8 protein-coding genes are annotated in these 19,404 nt (G+C 37.5%); 7 read left to right on the forward strand and 1 reads right to left on the reverse strand.

Going from position 1 to position 19,404, the window contains the following annotated elements:
• Positions 1-182 precede the first annotated feature (182 nt).
• Together acsn021_RS10335 and acsn021_RS10340 are read left to right on the forward strand one after the other, a co-directional pair.
• Positions 183-6,896 (forward strand): CehA/McbA family metallohydrolase, encoded by a 6,714-nt coding sequence (locus acsn021_RS10335; protein ID WP_184089964.1) that lies wholly within the window; start codon positions 183-185, stop codon positions 6,894-6,896.
• Between the two features lie 224 nt (positions 6,897-7,120).
• A complete protein-coding gene (locus acsn021_RS10340) occupies positions 7,121-8,335 on the forward strand; it encodes a YibE/F family protein (protein ID WP_184089962.1) in 1,215 nt (404 codons plus the stop codon).
• A 15-nt stretch (positions 8,336-8,350) separates the two neighbouring features.
• On the opposite strand, the gene acsn021_RS10345 is transcribed toward acsn021_RS10340, so the two are convergent.
• Entirely contained in the window at positions 8,351-9,256 is a 906-nt protein-coding gene (locus acsn021_RS10345; RefSeq protein WP_184089960.1) for a metallophosphoesterase, read from the reverse strand.
• A gap of 371 nt (positions 9,257-9,627) precedes the next feature.
• Here acsn021_RS10345 and acsn021_RS10350 point away from each other — a divergent pair, with 371 nt between their 5' ends.
• The 5 genes from acsn021_RS10350 to acsn021_RS10370 all read left to right on the forward strand — a co-directional run bounded on the left by acsn021_RS10350 (position 9,628) and on the right by acsn021_RS10370 (position 19,401).
• Positions 9,628-10,500, forward strand: coding sequence for a radical SAM/SPASM domain-containing protein (locus acsn021_RS10350; protein ID WP_184089958.1), 873 nt, complete (start codon positions 9,628-9,630; stop codon positions 10,498-10,500).
• A gap of 13 nt (positions 10,501-10,513) precedes the next feature.
• Entirely contained in the window at positions 10,514-11,833 is a 1,320-nt protein-coding gene (locus acsn021_RS10355) for a nucleotide sugar dehydrogenase (RefSeq protein WP_184089955.1), read from the forward strand.
• Between the two features lie 317 nt (positions 11,834-12,150).
• Positions 12,151-15,462 carry a polysaccharide deacetylase family protein gene (locus tag acsn021_RS10360; protein ID WP_184089952.1) on the forward strand — a complete coding sequence of 1,104 codons (3,312 nt, stop codon included), beginning with the start codon at positions 12,151-12,153 and terminating at the stop codon, positions 15,460-15,462.
• 36 nt (positions 15,463-15,498) lie between these two features.
• Positions 15,499-17,379: a glycosyltransferase family 2 protein gene (locus acsn021_RS10365; protein WP_243167752.1), complete on the forward strand. Its 1,881-nt coding sequence runs from the start codon at positions 15,499-15,501 to the stop codon at positions 17,377-17,379.
• A 156-nt stretch (positions 17,380-17,535) separates the two neighbouring features.
• Complete coding sequence (locus acsn021_RS10370; protein ID WP_184089946.1) at positions 17,536-19,401, forward strand: polysaccharide deacetylase family protein; 1,866 nt, start codon at positions 17,536-17,538, stop codon at positions 19,399-19,401.
• Positions 19,402-19,404 lie beyond the last annotated feature (3 nt).

Consider the following 19,404-nt stretch of genomic DNA (forward strand, 5'->3'; position numbering starts at 1 on the left):
TGGAATAATAGTCCATGTTTAATCATATGATGTAATAGACATGTACAATTATTACATTCATAGAGTAGACATTTCAATAGATGTAAAAGAAGCTTTACCACAACTTAACAACTAGATTATGTTGCTAAAACCTGGCTAAGATACTATAAAGTATAGAATATATCTAAATTAAGGAGGCTTTTATGCACGTAAAAACAAGTAAAAGAGTGTCATTATTACTTGTTACCGTGATGCTGGTGACATCTCTTATTTCACCATTTCATCAATCGGTAACCCAGGCGGAGTCTGGGACAAAAGAAAAAATAGCGGTCTTAACATTTGCTCCCGCAGCAAATACAGAAGACGGGGTATTAGCAATTCCCGATACCATGCCCTATCATAAGGAGGAACTTGGAAGTACCATTGACACCAATGCAGCTTACGCCAAAAGTACAAATACCCTGCTTAGGGCTACGAATTGGGAACTTGGAGATTATTGGTCGTTTGGTTTTAGGACAACCGGCTACGATAATTTCTCCATCCAATATAATCAAAGATCCTCAGGGACAGGACCCAGAGATTTTAAGTTACAATACAGCTTAAATAACAATGCGTGGATTGATGTTGGAGGGGGAGCATACGCGGTTACCGATTCCAATTCAGCAGTATACTCCTTTGACTTACCCTTGGGTTTAAGCGGTGATCAGTTGTATCTTAGAATGGTTACAACAAGTGATATTTCCTGCCGCGCAGGGACAGGCAATTTTTCGCAGACAGAAAAGATACAGGCAGGTGGAGTGAATAATATAGGTAATATAACCCTGTCTGGTATCAGACTTGAGGGTTATGAACCGGTTACTGTAGAGCCGGTTACGGCTAACTATGAAAGTAATTCTGTAGTTGATAAGGATGCATTCATTGAATTATACTCGCCAAGCGTTGTAACCGGCGGTGCTATCGTAACCGGCGGGGCAATTCGTTATGCTGTGAATAGCGGTTCTTTTAGAAACTATACAGAACCATTTACCTTGTCAGAGTATGGGGCGGATAAATCGAATACAGATTTTACGATAGAAACTTATGCAGAACTGAATGGAATCAAAAGTATATATTCGACTTATTATTATTACACCAACGAAAAGGAACTGCCCGGTACGGTTATGGATCCAATTCCTAGAGAGCTGGCGGACAGCCTTGGAGCTTTCACCATTGACACAGTTTATGGACTTACGAAGAATACATCGGTTACGGTTGTAGGACAGGTAGCTTTTAGATATGGTAATGTATACAACGGAGCCAATAGTATTAATACCGTTGTGCTACAGGATGTTATCGAGGGGGAAATCATTGGTTTACAGGTATATGACACCGGCAATGTATATACTGTAGGTGATATAGTGACAGTTACTGGTATTGTTGGCGACTATAATAATGTCAGACAGTTGTCCGGTATAACAGAGGTGAAGGTGGTAGCCAAGGCTGAACCTTTTAAACCGCAAGTTAAAACCATAGCGGAATTAAAAGCAGGAGGAGATACGTATCTTTCTGAATACATATTGATTAAAGATGCGGTTATAGGAGTCTATAATTCTTCCGGGAACACTACAATAACAGATTCTACCGGAAGTGTAGATTTATTTAAAGGAGCCTTATTACCAGAGGGTATTAAGGAAGGCGATACCATAAGCCTGCATGCGGCATGGTCAAAATACAATTCAACGTATCAGCTTCGCAACGGAGCTGCGACAGATTATGTGGCTAAAGTAAAAGACGGCTACCTACTTGATACGTCTCTGAATTTAAAAGCGGCATCCTTTGCAGGAACGAGTGAACTGCCGGGAGTCGTAGTTTATGGAGATAAATATACCGCCAATGATTATTTGAACACCTCCGTAAACTTAATCCATTCTTCTGGTGAAAAACCACAGTTAACGACTACCAGCGGGGGAGTAACAAGTTATTTTCTGGGAACGAAGGGAAGCAGAGCAGGTTCTTATTATCAGATAGAACTATCTTCTATTTATTATGGGAACTTACAGTTTTCTTATTCCATGAAAGGATCTAGCACCGGACCGAAAAATTTTAATGTACTATATAGTACGGATGGTAATACATGGATTCAGGCTAATACAGCATCTTTTTCCATAACGGGAGCAAATAAATGGGAAAGTTTCACGGTCACCTTACCAAGTGGAGTTAATCATAAAGAAAGTCTATATATCCGGTTACAGGTGGCGGATGACATATCAATTAATAATGGGGCCATTGGCAGCAGTGGAACCAATTACCTTAGTGAAGTTACTGTGATGGGAAACCCTGTGGTTTCTGATAGCATTGTTGGTTATCCTGTCATTCGTCCTGGGGATGAGCAGATACGTCAGGGAGAAGAATTAACTCTTTCTTCTGGGACAGAGGGGGCAGAGCTTTATTACTCCTTTGACGGAACCAATTATAGTAAATATGATAACATAAATAAGCCTATATTAACAGAACTACCGGTTACCGTAACTGTATATGGGAAAAAGGAAGGCCTAAAGGACAGCCTTTCTATCATTAAAACATATACGCAAGCACAAACCGCATCGGTGAAAGCAGACCCGAACGGAGGTGCAAGACCCCTTGGAACTAAAGTAACCCTGACAACGGCAACGGAAGGTGCGGAGATTTCGTATTCTTTAGATGGTGGTTCTAATTGGCTTACTTATAATAAAGACAATAAGATTTCATTAGATAAATTCCCAACCGTAATACTAGCAAAAGCCCAAAAAACTGGTTATAAGGACAGTGAGAATAGTACTTTTTCCTACACGCAGCGGTTAAATGAGGACTACAATTTATATTTTGGACAATTACATTCCCATACGGATTATTCCGACGGAGCAGGTACCTGTGACCAGGCTTTTAAATACGCTAAAAATACGGCAGAACAGATTGATTTTTTGGCAGTAACGGATCATTCTAATTCCTTTGATAATGCTGCGGCAGCTACTATCTCAGACGGCAGTATGAGTACCGAATGGGTAGAAGGGCATAGGCTGGCAGAAAACTATACCGATGATACTTTTGTAGGCATCTACGGTTATGAAATGACCTGGTCCAATGGCTTGGGACATATAAATACATTTAATACTCCGGGCTTTCAAAGCCGTACACAGCCGCAGTATAGTACGTATTCTACCGCATTAGGTAATTATTATGCTGCATTAAAGACAGAGACAGGTTCCATCAGTCAGTTTAATCATCCGGGTACAACCTTTGGTGATTTCAGTGACTTCGCTCATTATGACAAAGAAATCGATGAATTAATTACCTTAATAGAGGTTGGAAATGGTGAAGGTGCAATTGGCAGCTCTGGTTATTTTCCTTCTTATGAGTATTACACCCGTGCACTTGATAAGGGCTGGCATGTGGCTCCAACCAATAATCAGGATAATCATAAAGGCTACTGGGGAGATTCTAATACTGCAAGGACAGTTGTATTAGCAGACAGCCTGACGCAGGAAAATCTTTATGATGCAATGAGAAATATGCGGGTATATGCATCAGAGGACAATGACTTGGAGATACAGTATACCCTAAACGGTGAAATCATGGGAACTATACTGGATACAGTACCGGATTTAGTAAATATTAAGGTAATAATGAATGATCCTACTGACGCAGCCATTGGAAAAGTAGAGGTTATCGTGAATGGCGGACTTAGCATAGCACAGGAAACGGTAGCTACAAACCAGGGAACAGTTGAATTTAAACTTCCCGCAAACTATTCTTATTATTATATAAGAATTACTCAACCGGATAAAAATATTGCTGTAACAGCACCGGTGTGGATAAAAGAGGTAGAGGCAGTTGGGATTTCTTCCATGAATACCACTGCTGTATTGCCGGTAAAAGGGGAGTCTCTGCCGATAAATATTGATATATTTAACAATGAGACGGAGGATTTCATAATTGATTCAATAGAGTATACGGTTAATAATCAAGTAATTCACAGTGTAGATCTTGAAAAGGCAGGCCTAACTAGGCTAGAGGCGTACAAAACCGGTGCCTATAGCTTCTCTTATATATATCCGGAAGCTGGTACAATCACTATACATGTTATATTAAAAGGAAGTCTTGCCGGAATTCCCAAGGTTTATCAAAGTGTTCTAAAGCTGACTTTTGTGGATCTTAATATGGTGACAAACGTTGTAGTTGACGGAACCCATTATAATGATTATGTCACGGGTTATTATGGTGGGAATATGGGGAACTTTTCGGAAATGGCAGCTAGTGAAAACATAAAAGTAAATATCGTTAAAGATAAATTTACCAAAGAAATTCTATCCAATTGTGATTTGCTTATTGTTTCTGCACCTGCCAAAAAATCCGGCACTGCAAATGCCGGTGCGTATGAAACCGCTCATTTTGAGCAGGAATTTATAGAACTTGTTACAGAATACGTAAATAATGGAGGAACTTTGGTTCTTTGTGGCCTCGCTGATTACCAGGATACCTCGGACGGTCAATCATCTACAGAAATCAATAAGATACTTACAAGTATTGGTGCTACTACCAGGCTTAATAGTGATGAAGCGGTGGATGATAGTAACAATGGCGGACAGAACTATCGGCTGTATCTGACGGATTTTAATTCGAACTCAGCATATATCGGTGGAATAGAGGCAGGTCAGCTTTATAGTGCCTATAGCGGTTGCACAGTATTGCTTGATGAAACAGCCGTTTTACAGGGCAGAGCAGAATATTTAGTTAAGGGGCATCCAACTACCTATTCAATTGACAGTAAGACCTTTGGAGAAGGGTATACGGCTGTTAATAAAGGAGAGACAGTGAGTCTGGCAAGGGAAACCTTAATTAATGGCAGTAACGTATTTGTTGCAGGTACAGTATTTATGTCAGATTTTGAAGTGAAGGTAGAATTAGATAATATATGGGATTTGCCTTATGCTAATAAGACGATTCTGCTTAATGTACTTAAGACCATTAAAAAAGAAATATCGGTTTCTGATATATCGGAGGTAAGAAAAGGAATCAAAGGAGAAATCTATAGTGCTGAAGGAATTGTTACTGCCGGAACTGTATCCGGGAATGCATTCTTTGACACCATATATATTGAGGATGAGACCGGTGGTATAAATATATTTCCCATTAATGAGGGACTAATTGAGATAGGGCAAAAAGTTAAAGTAACAGGGTATCTGGACGAGTATTTAGGAGATTTGGAACTGCGTGTGATTACTGCGGAAGTAACGGATACTACTAAAAATCTCATAGAACCATTAACAGTTACTGCAAAGGAGGCTATGGAGTATGGTAAAAATGGCGGACGGCTTGTAAAAATACAGGGAAAAGTAACGAATGTAATACATAAGAACAATATTGTTGAGACTATCTTTATTAAAGATAACAGCGGTGTAACAGCAAGGATATTTGTAGACGGCTACATAAAATATTCCAAAGAAGGTGGTCAGACACTGGAGACTATTGCAAAGACCGGTAATGAACTGAGCGCTGTTGGTTTGGTGTCCTTCGATACTGAGGGAGAACGGCTGAGGGTCAGGGACCGTTCAGAAATAACGCTTATTAAGGATAATAATACTAAACCTGGCAGCGAAACCAGCGGGGATAGTGATAACAATTCTAACGATAATAGCAATACTTCTGTATCCGTTGAAAGAGATTTTAAGAACAATGTCCAGATTTTAACAACAATCACAAAGACAATAGATTCCATGGGGAATACTGTAATTACTAAGGTGATTACAAAAAGTGATTTAACTTCAGGTAGTACAAAGGAAATACGTTACGAAATTGAAACAATGAATGAGAAGGCAGGTACAAAGGTACTGGCGGTTCGAGTTTATGATAGTAAGATGGTCTTAACAAAAGCGGAGGCATATGTTGCGTTAGGTAGTCTGACCGTGAAAAAGGATGAGGCTAGGATTATAAAGGCGGTAGTACCGGAGGCTGCTTTAACTACTGCTTTGTTAAATGCCACAAGGGATGTACCACTTGAGATTACCTTGAAACTCCCTGTAAAAGAAACCATGAAACGAATAAAGGAGCAGGCAGTAAACGAAATTGATATACAGTTAAACCTGCCGGAACTGATACTTAATTCAGACCGGGCAAATATTCGTGTGATAAATCTACAGAAAGAAATTGTAAAAGCAGCTAAGCAGGAAGGAAAGACAATAACTCTGACTATTCTTGAAAAGGGCAGAACGGTTTATTCCTGGAAATTAAATGGAACCAACTTAAAAACCTCCAAGGAAAAAATCACAGACATAAATGTTGCACTTAAGCTGATTTCCTTAGAAAAAGCAACCACAATTCATCCTACAATAAAGCCTTACATTACAGGAGATACAAGTAAAAACGGACTGAGTGTAAACTTCTTACACAATGGAATCCTTCCTAGTACTGCGGAAGTTACAATGTATGTAGGAAATCAAGAGAATTATAAGCCAGGGAAAAAAGTCTATATCTATTATTTTAATGAAAAAGCCAAGTATGGAACAAAACGGAAAAATCTATCCCGTTTAGATGAGAGTAGTAAAGTAGAGGCAGTAGTCGATAAAAATGGTTATATAACGTTTAATATCAGTCATTGTTCAGCCTATGTTATTTTACCGGAGAAACCGGATAAAGCAATTGTGGCTTCCCTCATAGAACAGGTACAGGTTCCGGCTACTAAAACCCTTAGTATAGATAAAGCCGTATATATGGGAGTAAAACTTCCCATGGATATAAAACTTCCGGAAATAACTTATATATCGGGTAATCCTATGACAGCAGTCGTTAATAAAAAAGGATTAATAACTCCTAAAAAAGCTGGTGAAGTAACCATTACCACAAGAATCACAATAAACGGAACTACAAAATCCTATAAGACGAAACTTATGATAAAAAAGTAAAAGGAAGCTTTGTAAAACAAATAGAGGTTCTGGCTGCTTAGGGTGTGTTAGATGCATCATAACTACAAATAACAGTGGACTGTTAATCTTTTATGTCAGACGTTACATAGGATTAACAGTCCTACTGTATTAAAAACTTTAGCCGATTGCAAAACTATTATCTTATGTGACGGATTTGGGTGGAATTACTATATTTAAGCATTTCATTTGAGGAGGAATACAGCATGAGTAGTACAAAAAAATACGGTAAATCCCCTAAATTGGATTTACATGTTCAGAATTTTCGAAAGAAAGACCAGACGATAAAAGGTATAACATTAGCAGTAGCATGTATTATAATAATTGCTGCCGGATTCATAATACCGAATGAGGCAATGCAGAATGGTGAAAAAGGTGTTGTTTATTATAAAGGAAAAGTAATGCAGGTACAGGAAGATACTACGGTTGTGGATGAAGCGACAGAAGGCGTTAGAAGAGGTAGCCAGAAACTATTGATAAAAATTACAGAAGGACCTGATAAGGGTAAAATTATAGCCTTGGATAATTATTTAAGTGCACTATACAATATCTATGCAAAGGAAGGGACGAAACTCGTTCTACGTGCTACGATGTACGAAGAAGGTACCAATTATTCCATATATAATTATGACAGGACAACGGTTTTATATGGGTTTGTGGTCCTGTTTATTTTAGTTTTATGCGTAATTGGCGGTAAAAAAGGACTGATGGCTTTATTGGGACTTTTATTTACATTACTGGCAGTAATAAGGATTCTGTTACCTTTATTAATAAAAGGGCACCCGGCTGTACCAATTACCCTTTTATTAATTATAGTAACAACCATTATTTCTTTTATTCTTTTAGACGGTATTAACAAAAAGACAATAGCTGCAGCAGCAGGAACGATAGCTGGTGTAGTCGTATCAGGTGGTTTTGCTTATGTGGCAGGAATGATTGGTCACATCTCCGGTTTTCAGATGGAGGAAGCAGAATCTCTGCTCTTAATTGCCGGAACAGAAGGGATAAAAATCAAAAACCTGTTGGTATGCGGAGTACTGATAGCATCCCTTGGGGCGGTTATGGATGTGGCTATGAGTATAGCTTCTTCCATTCATGAACTGCAGGAAGTGAATCATACGCTGAGTAGGGCAGAGCTATTTCATTCCGGTATGAACATTGGAAAAGATGCAATGGGTACAATGGCAAATACTTTAATATTAGCTTTTACCGGTTCTTCGCTTAACCTGTTACTAATGATTTATTCTTATGGAATTCCTTACTCACAATTAATAAATACTGATATTATTGCCATTGAAATCATAAAGGGAATCGCCGGAAGCATTGGTATTGTACTTACAGTTCCTTTTGTAGCTTTTGTCAGTTCAAGAATTGAAGGTTATAGTATACAGCATCATAATAAAATAGAAGCCGCTTCTTAATTCAGGCAATACCTTCTAAGAAGGAAATTTAAGCATTGCGTATTTTGATATATCTTCCGGACCTCTTACAACCGTTCGGACTACATGAAGGGCACCTGCTTCATCGGCTTTGATTCTCCAATCCACCATAAGAATTTTGCCATCCAATATTTCAATACCTGTTAAGCCTTTTGAATGGATACAGCATCCGGTATTAAAATAGGGAAGTTCTTTTTTCTTTGGAAATCTGGGTCGGTGGGTATGTCCGCAGATTAACATTCTTTTGTGTCTTCGTATCCACTTTTTATAAGCTTTTTCAATTTTATGCCGTTTGTACAAATTTTTGGCTGGACTTGCAGGGTTATGAAAGCCTACCACATGTAGATAACGCCAGAAATAGCGAAGCATAATCATAGATATGACCCAGAGCTGGTCATTCATTAAATCGCCTTGATGACCGTGAACCGCAAAAATTTCCTGGCCGGTTTGTCTATGCTTTAGTACCAAGGCTTCATAAGGAGTAATATCATTAAAAAGCGATTGTATTTGCTGGTTAAATTCATCATAGTATTGATAATAGTTTCTTTTCACATAAAATTTATTTCGCAGATAAATATTGTGATTACCATATAAGATAATCAGACGATTTTCATTATTAAATTTTTTAAGTTCTAAAAATACGTCACTATGGGCCAGCCTGATGTGCTTAAAGTTAGGATATTCCCAAAGTTCATCCCCATCCCCTACCTCAACATAAACATAGCCGTTATTATAATAGTAATCCAAAGCATGAATAAATAACTGCTGATTTCTGGCAAATTCATCAGACATACTATCATCACCTCTATGACAGTCACTAAAAAAGATGTACTTGGAATTTTTGTCAAAATATTCTACCCGTGCCTTTTTAAAGGCTTGTGTCAATCTTTTATCTGTAAACATGGAATTCACCCCCATCTTTCAATATATAAATATTATACAGCTACCAGCAAAGGTTATTCAGGAAATAAATACCATAAAAAATTGCATTCATTCATTTTAAAACCAATTGAAGTATTTCATTGGGAATTTGAAAAATGGGTTGAAAAAGATTGTAAAATTTGATAATCTTAATTCGAGCAACAAAAATAGGACTATAGACCTATTAAAATTACAAAAAACCATATGAAAATATGCTATAATATAACAGCTCTTGATCTTTAATGGTATTCGGTCTTATGCCCTGTGTCAAGGAAATGGTAGGGGGATAGAGAATTCACAGATACCCAGTATGTGAAAGCAGCAAAAATATTATTATAAGGATATTTAAAGGAATGAAAAGATTTAAAAAAATTTATATAGAAATAACCAATGCATGTAATTTATCCTGCAGTTTTTGTCCTCAGACCAAACGTCAGGGTGAATTTATGAAGGAAGAATTTTTTGAACAAATATTAAAACAAATAAAACCTTACACAGATTATATCTATCTTCATGTAAAGGGTGAACCTCTTTTGCACGAGAGGATAGGAGATTTCCTTGCTATAGCTGGAAAGAATGGTTTTTATGTAAATATTACAACCAATGGAACTCTTATAAAAAGGGCAACGGAGCACCTGCTGTATAAATCTGCTTTACGGCAGATTAACTTTTCTATTCACAGTTTTGGTGGAAAAGAGGGCATAGCTTGCCAAGATTATATAGAGGATATTTTAGAAAGTTCCGATAGGTTGCAAAGGCATATGGGCACATTTATTTCATACAGGTTTTGGAATCTGAATCAGAACCCAGATACTGAACTTAACTGTAAGAACCGGGCTATGTTAAGAGCAATTGAAGCACATTATGGACTGGATTATGAAATAAAACAACAGGTTATACCCGGAAGAGGTCTAAAGATAAAGGATAAGGTTTACATCAATCAAGATTTTGAATTCCGCTGGCCGGCACTAACCGAAAAAGAAGATGCCGGAATTGGTTTTTGCCATGGGTTAAGAAATCAGGCGGCAATACTCGTGGACGGAACAGTAATTCCCTGTTGTCTCGATGGCGAAGGAATTATAAATCTTGGTAATTTAAAGGATAACATATTTGGTGAAATAATAGAAAGTAAGAGAGCAAAGACTATATATGACGGTTTTTCAAAACGTATAGCAGCAGAAGAACTTTGCAAAAAGTGTGGATACCGGCAAAAATTTGGTATGTAGGGAAGGGTGACTCATGAATTTTATACAAAGGATTCAGGACAGGAAGGAAAAGATTACGGTAATCGGTTTAGGTTATGTAGGATTGCCTTTAGCTGTTGCATTTGCAAAGAAAGCAGAGGTGATAGGTTTTGATATTAACCAGGATAAAGTTTCAAAATTAAAGCTTGGTGTGGATCCTACGCAGGAATTAGGCGATGAAGTAATTCAGGAGACGACAGTAGAATTTACAGATGACATTAGTCGAATCGGCGAAGGAAAGTTTTTGGTTATTGTTGTACCTACTCCTGTAAATGCTGACAAAACCCCTGATTTGGAACCTGTTATTACTGCTTCAAAAATGGTAGGAAAAGAATTAAAAAAGGGTTCCATTGTGGTATATGAATCTACGGTATATCCAGGTGTCACAGAGGATATCTGCATCCCTGTATTGGAAAAAGAATCCGGTTTAATATGTGGTGTCGATTTCAAGGTAGGGTATTCACCTGAGCGTATTAATCCCGGTGACAAGGTTCATAAATTAGAAAATATAAGAAAAATTGTATCCGGTATGGATAGTGAAAGCCTGGATATTATAGCCGGTATATATGAAATGATTGTAGAGGCAGGCGTTCACAAGGTAAGTAGTATAAAAGTAGCTGAAGCAGCAAAAGTGGCTGAAAATAGCCAAAGAGACATTAATATTGCATTTGTCAATGAGCTTGCTATGGTATTTGACCGGATGGAGATAGATACACGGGAAGTCATTGAAGCAATGAATAGCAAATGGAATGCATTAGGGTTTTATCCCGGCCTTGTTGGCGGGCATTGTATAGGAGTTGATCCTTATTATTTTATATATGAAGCTCAGAAGCTTGGATATCACTCTCAAATTATTTTATCCGGCAGAAAAATAAATGACGGAATGGCAGAATTTGTTGCAGATACTATCATTAAACAATTGATTCTTGCGGATAAAAACGTTAAAAGGGCAAAAGTGGCAATCCTTGGAATTACATTCAAAGAAAATTGCTCGGATGTCAGGAACTCTAAAGTAGAGGATATTGTTAATTTCTTAAAGGTTTACGGTATACAGCCTGTGATTGTTGATCCTGTTGCGGAGCCGGATACAATCGAAAGAATCTATGGGATAAGACCTCTTGAAATAGCAGAGGTTAGTGATATGGATTGTGTTGTTTTTACAGTAGGTCATGATGCATTTAAAGGGATTACACTAAAAAATGTAGAGCATATGTTTGATTCTTGTGAAGGACAGGAGAAAGTATTAATTGATGTAAAAGGAATTTTTGACAGGTATGAAGCAGTGAATGCCGGATTCCGATACTGGCGACTGTAGAAGCTATGTATAGGTTGCAAAAGGAAGAGAATGGTTATTAGGTTAATTCTGATTTATACGTGTGCAAGCGCAAAGCACACAGATGGAAGTCAGGTTGAAAAAACGATAAGATATTTTTTCAACATCTTGATTTGTATGTGTGCTAGGGCACACAGATGGGAGTTTAGGTTGAAAAAACGATAAGATATTTTTTTCAACATCTTGATTTGTATGTGTGCTAGGGCACACAGATGGGAGTTTAGGTTGAAAAAACGATAAGATATTTTTTCAACATCTTGATTTGCATGTGTGCTAAAGCACACAGATGGGAGTTTAAAATGAATCGTTATAAAAAACGTATTTTACTGAATATAGCTTTCATTGTCATAGCCGGTGGTGCATTGGTCTACTTCCTGTTTTTCTATGGAAGGGATAAAGAGTCACAGACAGTAAATGGAACACAGACATTATACGACTCTGCGAGTGATATAAAAAAGGCTCTTTTAAGCCTTGAAGACAAAGACGGAAAAGCGGAAGTTATAGGCAGCATAAATACGTTTGAAAAGGTGGCTGCTCTTACTTTTGACGGAATGCTTACACAGGAGACGGGAGAAAAGCTAATCTCTCTTCTTAATAAATATGATGTAAAAGCAGTATTTTTCCTGCCTGGTATACCTGCGGCAGAAGATTCTGATATGGTAAGGCTTCTTTCTGAAAGTGGACAAACCATAGGCAACTATACCTTATCCGCCAGAAAGTATCTGGAGGAGCTAACAAAAGAAGAACTGGTAGAAGATTTTGTTAAGACAAATCGCATCCTTTTAGATATTACGGGAGGGGCTCCAGAAGTGTTAAAAGCCAATGTAACAGAATACACGGATGATTTTCTGTACGCGGCTTACGCAAGTGGTTTAAAACAGGTAGTAAAAAGTGATTATTATCTGAACTATCAAAGTTTCTCAAATAAAAAGACTGCTTTAGAATTCTTAAAAGGTATCAAAAGAGGTGCCGTTATATCCTTTAAAACAGATAGTTCTTTGGATGAATCTGAATATGATAATTCTAAAAAATCAGAAGAAGAAAAACCTGCAATTGATAAGGAGCCAACCATTGAAACCAAGGACATGACTCCAGTTAATAAGGATACTGCTTTTTTACAAAATGTTGAATACCTGCTACAGGCTATGGCAGTGGAAAACTATTCTTTTGTAGCAGTTGATGAATTAAATCTTTATAGGGACATGGATTATACATTCGATTTTACCCAGTTAAGAAACCTGAACAAAGGTAAGCTTGCTAAGGTTTATAAAAATATGAATACCGCTTTGCCTTCCGTAGCATTGACCTTTCGAGGTATAAGTGATGAAGAGAAAGTTACAAAAATGTTAGGTCTCTTAAAAGAGAAGGATTTAAAGGCAACTTTTTTTGTGACAGGAGAAGAAATACTTAACTATCCGGAGAGAATTGAAGCAATCATAAAGGATGGGCATCAGGTTGGTAACGGAGGTTTAAGCGGTGCCTCTTTAGAAGATGCTGCTTTTGAAAAGGCAGTCTTTGAAATATACAAAACAGATGTATTGTTAAAAGATAAATATAATATTAATACCAAGCTTTTTATGCCGGTGTATGGAAAATATAATGATAAAGTCAGGGAAGCAGCGTCTGCTTTGGGTTATAAGGTAATTACTTATAGTAAAAATCCGGTTACAGAAGATAGAAGTACGCTTCATAGTTTATTAATCTATTTTAAGAACGGTTTCCGACAGGGGGATATTCTGTTTTTTAGGTTGGATTATCATAACGATATCGTAAAAGTCGTTACAAAGACGTATGAATTACTGGAAAACTCATCAAAAACAGTAGCTTTAGTAAAGGACATGCTTACAAACCCCTTTGTACTTCCTTCATCAAATAGTAAACCGGTTCCCTCAAAAACAGGAGGTTCTAAAGGCAACGGTGGCAAAAAGCCGGACAAAGAGATTACCATTACACCTAAGCCCGAGGAACCCGTAAAAGAAGAGGATACAGATCCCTACCAAGTTGATAAATCTCCGGATAATTATGCAGGGATGAGAAAGCATAATCAGGGAAAAACAGCGGTACAATTAACCAATCTTTACACAACCCAGCCGGCAGTTTCCTTTGTATTCCGGGATATCTCTAACCGAGAATCTTTGCTAAAGGTATTGAAGGAGCTTGATAGATTAAATGCCAAGGGAACCTTTTTTGTAACCGGCAAGGAAATCATGAAATACGAAAGTAATATAGATGAAATCGTAAAATACGGACAGGATATCGCCAACGGTGGTTACGGCATGAACTCAAGCAATCCAAGTTCCCTCAGTTATGAAGAGATTAGTTATGAAATTGATATGGGTGAGAGATATTTAAAGGCTTATCTGGGGGATGCTTACGATGACACCGTTAATAAGTATTACATGCCTATGTATGCAGATGCCGGCGGCAATGTGTTAGAAGCTGCTAAGGCATTAGGGTATGAAAAGGTTATTACTTATAACAGAAGTACCATGACTAAGGCATATCAAAACCTTTCAGCGGAGGAAATTATTAGTAAATACTATTCCAATATGTCTGCACTTTATCGGGGAGATATTGTATACTTTCGATTGGATTATTTAACGAATAAAAATCAAATTGAAAAACTAGTATATCAGACGGGGACAAAATTGGTGAAAAATGCAACCTATGATATAGTTTCCGTGGCAACTCTGGCTGAGAGTAATTTAGTATATGAAGCAAGATCCAGAACAGATGCAATAGGGGGTAACTTGGTTAAGAAAGCCTATGGTTACCCAGAGAATAACCTTCTAAAGAAGCTTTTTACACATTATATTGGAAACCCTTTTATTGATTCCAGTGAAGTTCTTCACGGATTGACCGAGGAGGAGATTAAGAGAATAGATACTACAGGAAAGATAGATACAAAGGGTGAAAAAGTAATATTTCTTACCTTTGATGACTGGGGCTATGACGATAATATAACTAAGTTACTGAATGTCTTAAAAAAATACAATGTAGAAGCCAGCTTTTTTGTAAGGGTAGGTAATGAAAAGATGTCCTTTGACAGTGACTTTACAAATCCAAACTTGTTAAGAGCGATTGCACTGGAGGGACATGATATAGGAAACCATACATTTCGTCATATGAAGGTAGATATTACCTCCCAGGCGGAAAAGGAACTGTTGCAGCAGGATATATTGACTGCTCATCAGGAAATGTCTAGATATATCGGAGATACGGGAAATTTAAAATTACTATTTAGACCACCGACTCTGGCTGTAAGTAAATTAGGTCTTGAAACAGTATTTGACAGTGGTTACGATTATATAATAAACGGAGATTTTAGCACCCACGACTATGAGGCAGCCAGTGCAGAAGAACTAATTCACAAACTAAAATACGGTATTAATGAGGATGATGCCAGCCAGTGGGTAACAGAGGATACGCCTGAGGAATCTATTTTACGCATTGAATCCGGCAGCATAGTAGTTATGCATATGTCGGAGGATGCCAGGTATACGCCGGAAGCACTGGATGCAGTTATTCCTTATTATATAAAAAAAGGATATCGCTTTGCTAAATTAAGCGATTACTTAAAGAACGGATACGAGCAAGCTTCGGGTAATTAAAGTTTGGATTAATCATACAAAGGGGCTATGAGAGCTATGGAACTACTCAAACAATGGAAGATAAAAAGAGAGGTAGAAACAGAAGATATTTTATTGGCACCTTTAAAAGATAGAAGACTGCTTTCTGATGTACCGGACAAAGAAGCTCTGCGGACGAATATAGACCGCAGGGGTAAAAAGACTCTGGAAAATGAAGATACGAATATGCAGGCGTATATCCAAAGTAAGCAGTTAGGGGTGCGATATCAAGTAAATTATGCGGTTGAACTAACGTATATTCAGAAAAATGGAAACAAGGTAAAAATAGAGGGAATTGGGGAAGATATATCTACCACCGGGATTTTAATTAAGTTAAAGGAAAAACAACAGCTTCTTGAAATAAACGAAGCCAAAAAGATTATATTAAGATTTGAAATTCTACCTGGGACCATGCCGGAAGGCTATGAAATGAAGGTTCAAGTTCCTGCAATTGTAGCACGTTCCTGGATAGCAGAAGATGCTTCGTGCTATTGTGCCTTTGAATTCCTGACCACTCTGGCACAGTATGCCAGTAGAAAAAAGGGCAGAGTAGTACTACTTATGTCAAGTCTGCTGCTTTTATTTATTACTGTATTTATCCTGCTTATGAGAGCAGAGAGTATCTTATATTTTAAATTTAATAAGTATCTTTATTTATACAGTATCATTGCAGCTACCTTTTTACTGAGCAGATATTTATTCGGGGCATTGTATAAACCCATGGAAATAAATACAGAATTCACACCGGGAGTAACGATTATTATTCCTTGTTTTAATGAAGAGAAATGGATCGAACGAACCATAAACAGTTGTATGAATCAGGACTATCCAATTGATAAGCTGGAAGTCATTGTAGTTGATGATTGTTCGAATGATAATTCGGTAGAGGCAATCAAAGTGGCGGTGGAAAAGCTTCATAAACAAGCCGGACGATTTAAGACCGAAGAGCGGCTTAGATATGCGGTACAGGAAGAAAATGGAGGAAAAAGAGAGGCACTGGCTAGAGGAGCACTTATGGCAAAACATGAGCTTGTGGTATTCGTAGATTCTGACAGCTTTTTAGACCCATATGCCATTAGAAATCTGGTACAGCCATTTCAGGATCCTAAAATGGGAGGCGTATCGGGTCGGACAGATGTGGCCAATACCTATACCAATGCATTAACAAAAATGCAATCGGTTCGTTATTACATTGCCTTTCGTATCATGAAGTCAGCAGAAGCCTATTTTGATGCGGTAACCTGCCTTTCCGGCCCCTTATCCTGCTATCGGAAAGATTTAGTGCTGCTTAATATGAAAGACTGGTTAAACCAAAAGTTTTTGGGACAAAAAGCAACCTTCGGCGATGACAGGAGTCTTACTAATTTCATTTTAAAGAAGTATCGTACAAGCTATCAGGATTCAGCAGTCTGTTATACCATTGTACCTAATTCCTATAAGACATTTCTTAAACAGCAGATGCGCTGGAAAAGGTCTTGGCTTAGAGAATCCATTATTGCCGGCAGTTTCATCTGGAAGAAAGAACCGTTTACCTCTCTTTTCTTTTATATGGGGCTTGTAGTTCCCATTGCTGCTCCTGTAGTTGTACTTTATAATCTCATATATGTACCTGTAATGCATAGGGTATTTCCAACTACATTTTTAGTGGGCCTATTAATGATGTCTCTATTAATGAGCTTTACCCAGTTATTTTACCGTAAGAGTACAACCTGGTTATTTGGCATGCTTTTTTGTATCTATTACGAGGCTGTACTGCTCTGGCAGATGCCCGTTGCATGGGTGACTTTCTGGAAATCGACCTGGGGAACAAGGATGACACCGGAGGATTTAAAAGAAGAAAAGCGGAAAGCTGAAAAAAGAGATGAAGTGCTTCAAAAACAGGCAAAGAAAAAAAGGTAGATTTATTTACATGCAAAAATAGTAGTAGTAATATGTTTAAATAGGGAACAAGATAATAACCGACTACTATAATAATAGTGTAGTGATTACTATATTATTGCAATCATTGACTTTGATAAAGGGATGAAAGAACCTGAGATAAAGGAGCTGCTTTAAATGAAGGGAAGGAAATTTTCACCTCAAAAAAAAGACAGGCGGAAAGCAATCCGCAGCATAGTTGAGGGAATTGTGTTACTAACAATTCTCATTGTTATCATAAGGGCACTTTTGCCCTCAAGAGGGTATTTTCCTGTTTCAGAAGATAGGAACCTACAGACAGAACAGGGTTTTATTGCAGTTTCATATTTTGGTGTTGATCGTACAGGAAACAAAACATTAATTAGTACTAAACGTCTGGAAGAGCATCTGAAAGCTCTTACTGCATCCGGTTATGTCACTATTAGTCAACAGGATATTATTAATTATTATACAGCAGGGAGACCTCTTCCTAAGAAAGCTCTTTTTCTAATTTTTGAAGATGGCAGAAGAGATACCGGAATCTTTGCACAAAAGATTATGGAAAAATACAACATGAAAGCCACTATTTTGACTTACGCTCAAAACCTCACATTAGAAGACTCTAAATTTTTAAAGGCAAAGGATTTAAAGGAGTTGGAAAAGTCTACTTTCTGGGAGTTTGGCACAAATGGCTACCGACTCTCCTATATTAATGTATTTGACAGGCATGATAACTTCCTGAACCAGTTAAACACTTATAAATTCCAGTTGGTATCAGGTTATCTTGACCGAAATTATAACCATTATCTAATGGATTATATACGTGATGCTTCCGGTATACCTATGGAAACTTACTCCCAAATGCAGGAAAGAATCGGCTGGGATTACAATAGCATTGAAGATATTTACAAAAGGGAACTGGGTAAAGTTCCTGACATGTATATTCTAATGCATTCGAATACGGGACAATTCGGATCGAATGATAAGGTAAGTGCTGAAAACTTCAAATGGATGCAAAAGTTGTTCCAAATGAATTTCAACCGGGAGGGAGACAGCCTGAATACTTCCCAGGCATCTATATATGATTTAACTAGAATGCAGCCTCAGTCCTATTGGTATACGAATCATCTGCTTATGAGAATTCAGGATGATACAGGAGAGGAGGTAGCATTTGTAACCGGGGATGAAGATAGAAATAATTCCTGGGATACCCTAAAAGGGCAACCGGAATTTATAAAAGATACCATAGCATTAACTTCACTTCCGGGTGAATCAGGACTTATAAAGCTTAAGAAGAATATTACAGATAGCAATATAGAAGTATCCGTCGAATTAGATGGTAATAAAGCAGGAATCCAGACGATTTATGTAAGAGCCGACGATGAATTAGAGGAGTATCTGGCTTTATCCATTGAAAATAATGTACTTTATGTTTATGAAAAACATAAGGGAGGCGAAAAGAAAACTATATTTTCATTAAATTTAGAGTTACACGATGGTATAAAACCCCAATCCTTGGAGGAAAATAAACTGGAAGCAGAAATTAAGGAATTGGAAACAGAATTAAAATACGTAAGTGATGTGGAGCTAACAAAAAGATTAAATGAGCAATTAAAAGAGAAAAAAGCCAGACGGGCTGCTTCTGTTATCGAAGGAGCAAAGGAATATATACCTGAAATAGGAATTTCAGAAGCAGGCAAGCGTTTTCTAAAGGTTATGTTGGAAAATGACGAAATATCAGTTATAATAGATAATAAGGCAGTAACCGAGCGCCTAAAAGTTTCTGTTACAGAGGGTAAAGGTGTATATCTTGAAGCAGCTCCTAGCAAGGAAGGTTACAGTCAAAGAAACCTTACAGATGATGTATATGACGGTGTCTTTAAAAGTCTGGTTATCAGTAGATATAGCACGGAAAAAAAGGATGATATTTTATATGATAACCGGCTAGCGGGTTTTGAGAAAGTAGCCGATACCATACAGAAGGGATGGGATTCTTTAATCAATTGGTTTATTAAATATTTATAGTAA

It is taken from the genome of Anaerocolumna cellulosilytica (genome assembly GCF_014218335.1).
GTDB classification, from domain to species: domain Bacteria; phylum Bacillota; class Clostridia; order Lachnospirales; family Lachnospiraceae; genus Anaerocolumna; species Anaerocolumna cellulosilytica.